Below are 4,652 nucleotides of genomic sequence, written 5' to 3'. Positions count from 1 at the left end.
CTACACCTGGGTAGCTGATTTTAATGGTGATGGAAAAAGTGATATTGCCTCTGCCAAAAAAGGTAACGTTTACATGCATCTCTCAACAGGTAGTAAATTTGATCACCAAACTTGGGATGTACGAGCTTTTCAATGGGGTAAGGCAGGCTACACCTGGGTAGGTGATTTTAATGGTGATGGAAAAAGTTAGTTGGTAGTGCTAAAAAAGTGGCGTTGCTGAATAGCGAAATGGTTTAACCAGAAAATTCAGGGTAAACGCATCTTAATTTTAAAATGCCTACTGGATATGAAATTGACAAGATAAGTATTTTGGCTTATTAAGTTTTAAATCTTTTCTTAGTAAGACTTATATAATTTAGATGCGTTTGCCCTGCCATAAAATTGTCTTGATGCAAAGCGCGAGTGGGGTAAATCACGGTAGTTGTCATAGTTTTGGGTCTGTGTGCGTAACCTGCGTCCGTACCTTGTAAGCTCCGTGGAACGGCAGTCCCTAATGGGGTAAATCACGGCAGTCGCTCATGGGGGTAACCCCCTTTGGCGGCGCTGCCTCCCCAAGACAGCGCTGCATGGCTTTTATGCAGATCGAGGCGCGTTTTTTCATCCTAACCACGTTCACCTTTTGATTCTATAAATTGTCGTCCACATTCTTTACATTTATATCTTTGTTTTTCGATTTGATGAGCCTATTTATAATTTTTGTTGCTATGACATTTCGGGCATTTCATGTTTTTTTTATAAAAGCATTCTTTGGATCAGCAACGCCATAATAATTGCTATATAGCTAATAATTTCAAGATACAGGAATTAATATATCAGTAATTACTGGAAGATGAGCCGAACCAATATCACGGCCAGTTCTCATTTTGATAACCTTAATATCTCGACTGATTAAACAGTGGTCTACAGGAATCGCTAACCAAGGGTTTGCTGGTGAAAATTGTGATAGGGTTGGTAGAATCCCAAACCCAGCACGAGCGTCACGCAATCCCGAACGTTGGATTAGACGTTTATAGTAGGGTGACCACATCGTAACGTTTAAATCACCAATTAGCACCACTGGTTTTTCAATTTGTCTTATATAATCCCCAATCTCCTCTTCTAAATCTTGATTGCGCCACTGCCAACCTTGCTCTCCCAAATCCCCTTGCTTCCAAAAATAAAATTGTGGATAGGAGTGAGTAACAATTACTGAAGCGTCTGCTCCAGCAATGCTTAAATCTAATTTGACTAAACCACGAGATTTTCCGTGTTCCAGAATTTCTGATTCTTGTAATGGTACACGACTGTATACTTCGATATTAAGTTCTGGAATACTTATAGTATAGGGTAAAATATCCCTTAACTCTTCTAATTGTTCCGGCCAAGGGTCTTTGGCTTCTAAAAAAGCAGCAATGGTGGGCTTTTCTTCTTTGACTAGGGCAATAGCATCATCATACCGTCTATTGGAAAACGAGACATTGAACAGAAACAGACCCATGGGTTCACCAGAAGCGCCAAAGCTTAGTTTAGGGATATACCAAGGAAAGATTTCTGTCAAGTTAATCAATAAGCACAATAATGTGACTATCAACCAACGTTTGCGGCGAGTTAGGGCAAAATAAATTAATGGTAACAGCCCTAATCCCAGATATTGATGTTTAAAATGAGTCGTGAATTCTAAGTAGATATTATCTCTAAAAAAATAGCTAGTTACGGAGAGTAAGGTAACAACAATAGTTAAGATTATGAATAACGATAAAATCCAGTTGTTTAATATCTTAAGCAATGGATTATCTATTGATGTAGTCATAAAGTAGATAGCAGTTTTAAATAGGGTGAGTTACGAAAGTTGTGGATTGTAGGGAACAGGGAACTCAGAAGTTTCGTGATCTGAAGTTATCTACTCCCGTCTTGATGCAGTCGCTCATGGGGGAAACCCCCTTTGGCGGCGCTGCATCGCTACTCCCTACTCCCTATTGCCTATTGCCTATTGCCTATTGCCTATTGCCTTGCGCGTAGCGCCATATCAATCAATCTGGGATAGTTGAGCACTAGAGTAATAGTGACTCAAAATTTGTAGGTAATTCAATCCCCGACGGGATAAGTTGTAGGCTCCCCACTGACTTAACCCCAATCCGTGACCATAACCACGACCGTTGAATTGGAAACCATTTTCGGTTTGAGACACCGTAAACAGCCGACTTTTCAGACCTAGGATTTTGCGTAATTCCTTACCCTTAATCGTCTTTGTATTGCTACTGCCTTCTACTTTAAGAGTGATCACCCTGCCTCGGGGTGTCCTTTCCACTGGGGTCATGGCGATAATATTACCAACACCACGAATCTTCTGGCTCAGTTGACTAGCAGAAAAGCTTTTTGTCCACTGGTAGACTGGTGTGCCCTGATCGTAATCAGGTACACCCTGTAGGTAAGGAATGGGTTCACTCCACCAAATATCCTCTACATTTTCTGTATGTCCTCCAGAGGCAGCATGGAAAACAGCCAGAATCACTTTATTACCATGAGTCATTATCTGTCCAGCTGTGGAATTAACCGCTTGATGGGTGGTTACTGTTTCGCTATTTAGACCTTTGTAAACTTGCCAACGCTGGGTATCCCCTATATCGTAGATATCGCTCTTGGATTTGCTCCGCTGATGGAGCACATAAGAACGAGCTGCTACTGCTTGGGCTTTCAAGGCTTCTATCGGCCAACTAGGGCTCATTTCTGCGCCAATCACACTATAGAGATAGTGTTCTAAATCAACATGGTTGACTGCTGTTAACTTATTGTCAGAACTAACCAGTCGAGTGCGTCCCCGGTACCAGCGATCGCCTATCCAAACATAACCATTGTCTTTCGGTTCAATCCAGAGGGATTTCCCTTGCCACTGACCTAACTTAATTCCACTACCGTTAGTTTCCGCAGTCATACCCGCCATGGCGTTTAAGTCTCCCACCGCTTGACCTGTCCCATCTCGGACAATGGCTGTGGTGGAACTCCCCAAGGTTACCTGTTTGACACCTTGCTCAACCGCTATCCGCAGTTCTACCGCTGCCTGAACTGGTGCAATGAGAACCATCCACAATAAAAAAGAGAGCCACCAATGACGCCCTCCTAGAACAATGATTGACTTGAGCATAGTTACAATAAAGATGGGAAAGCCTTTTGATGCCATATTCACTAGTTACTGATTAGTTATACGAAGAGGAATCTTCTTGTCCTGATTAACAGCGATTCCATCTTACTCTCAGTTGTTCCGCTCAGACTTCTGTTGTTGACCACCCACGGGCAAGATGCCCGTTCCACTTACCGGGTCAAACAGCTAATCCTTGATTTAATTTTATAAAGAAAAAAGTCTCATACTTAGTTGCTGTAATACTTTCAAGCCTCGTAGGGAACCTCGAATTAGTCTGGTAGCTGCTATTGGTTGCTTTAGCATACCCATGGCTAAGGGGAAGGGTTTCAGTGACCCATCAGCACTAATGGCTGGGGTGAGGTCTGGCATATTATCGTAGTAGCTATCATCACTAATCACTCTTACCATTGCTACAGCAAATCCTTTGGCATTAAGTACCGATAGGGTAGCAAATCCTTCCATATCCACTACATCAGCTTGGTAGCTCTGACCAAGTTGACGCTTTTCTGAGCTCGACCAAATTATGCGATCGCTACTCAATCCCCTGACTAAATTAGCCTTGTTGCCCAGTTGCTGCTGAACTAAGCTAGTCAGTTGGCTGCAGCACTGTTGCACCAGTGGTTGAGGTCTATCTTGGTTTCGGTCGATAGCAACACAATCGTTATACACAACAATATCACCAACGGAATAGTTAGGAGATAAGCTGCCACACAATCCCATTACCAGTACTTTAGGTGGGGAGTGCTTGGGGAAATTTGTTGGTGTTTGTAACCATGTTTCTAGATACTGAGTTACAGGCTCTGCTCCTATCGGAATAGATAGAATCAGAGGTAATGGACGACTAGTAATCTGGTTGATTCCTCGACAAATTGCTTGATATTCTGCTCCTTGGGGAACAAGAATGATCGTGACCGGAATAGTTAGTTGGGAAAGGTTCATAATTTAGGAAAGGGAACAGGAATAGGTAATTAATTTCTGTGTAGGTGCTTACATGTTAAATACATCAAAAAGGCCAACAATTTGGGCAACAGCTCTAGTTAGTTTGATCTCAATAGGACTAATTACGCCCCAGCCCACAGTGGGACAAACTACCATTGCCCAACAACAGGAATCAGCACAAGCACAACTAACCAAAGCTGAGCAACTGACTAAACAGGCATGGGAACTGAATGAGCAAGGGAAATACTCCGAAGCGATTCCCCTCGCCCAGGAAGCTTTGATAATTCGACAGCAAGTGCTCGGGGAAGAACACGCAGATGTGGCAAATAGCCTCAATAATCTGGGGTTACTCTACCAATCCATGGGAAGGTACCAACAGGCTGAACCCTTGTTAACCCAAGCCTTGGAGATGTTGAGACGGTTGCTGGGGAACGAACATCCTTCTGTGGCAACCAGCCTCAATAATCTGGGGTTACTCTACCAATTAATGGGAAGGTCCCAACAGGCAGAACCCTTGTATACCGAAGCGTTGGAGATGAGGAGACGGTTGCTGGGGAACGAACATCCTTCTGTGGCAACCAGCCTCAATAATCTG

The 4,652-nt window shown here is 43.1% G+C and carries 7 protein-coding genes; 3 read left to right on the top strand and 4 right to left on the bottom strand.

All coding sequences use genetic code 11. From position 1 onward, the window contains the following. Window positions 1–190, top strand: a 190-nt coding sequence (locus tag AC4II3_RS05600; RefSeq protein ID WP_490722784.1) for an FG-GAP repeat domain-containing protein, incomplete at its 5' end; no start/stop codon positions are given. Window positions 191–602: 412 nt separating this feature from the next. Here the strand turns inward: AC4II3_RS05600 and AC4II3_RS05595 are convergent. Together AC4II3_RS05595 and AC4II3_RS05590 are read right to left on the bottom strand one after the other, a co-directional pair. Then, complete coding sequence (locus AC4II3_RS05595) at window positions 603–674, bottom strand: IS1/IS1595 family N-terminal zinc-binding domain-containing protein (RefSeq protein ID WP_488008398.1); 72 nt, start codon at window positions 672–674, stop codon at window positions 603–605. A 116-nt stretch (window positions 675–790) separates the two neighbouring features. Beyond that, on the bottom strand, window positions 791–1,789 hold the full coding sequence (locus AC4II3_RS05590) for an endonuclease/exonuclease/phosphatase family protein (RefSeq protein WP_488008378.1): 999 nt from the start codon (window positions 1,787–1,789) through the stop codon (window positions 791–793). 41 nt (window positions 1,790–1,830) lie between these two features. Here AC4II3_RS05590 and AC4II3_RS05585 point away from each other — a divergent pair, with 41 nt between their 5' ends. Next, window positions 1,831–1,998: a hypothetical protein gene (locus AC4II3_RS05585; RefSeq protein ID WP_488029347.1), complete on the top strand. Its 168-nt coding sequence runs from the start codon at window positions 1,831–1,833 to the stop codon at window positions 1,996–1,998. Between the two features lie 7 nt (window positions 1,999–2,005). On the opposite strand, the gene AC4II3_RS05580 is transcribed toward AC4II3_RS05585, so the two are convergent. Next, entirely contained in the window at window positions 2,006–3,121 is a 1,116-nt protein-coding gene (locus AC4II3_RS05580) for a SpoIID/LytB domain-containing protein (RefSeq protein ID WP_488008380.1), read from the bottom strand. 201 nt (window positions 3,122–3,322) lie between these two features. Continuing rightward, window positions 3,323–4,057 (bottom strand): 5'-methylthioadenosine/S-adenosylhomocysteine nucleosidase family protein, encoded by a 735-nt coding sequence (locus AC4II3_RS05575; protein WP_488008382.1) that lies wholly within the window; start codon window positions 4,055–4,057, stop codon window positions 3,323–3,325. A gap of 52 nt (window positions 4,058–4,109) precedes the next feature. Between AC4II3_RS05575 and AC4II3_RS05570 the strand changes: the two genes are divergently transcribed. Beyond that, window positions 4,110–4,652, top strand: a 543-nt coding sequence (locus AC4II3_RS05570) for a tetratricopeptide repeat-containing protein (RefSeq protein WP_490722783.1), incomplete at its 3' end; no start/stop codon positions are given.

The organism is Moorena sp., assembly GCF_982860115.1.
The sequence above is the reverse complement of the archived record's forward strand: the minus strand, read 5'-3'. Positions and strand labels throughout refer to the sequence as shown.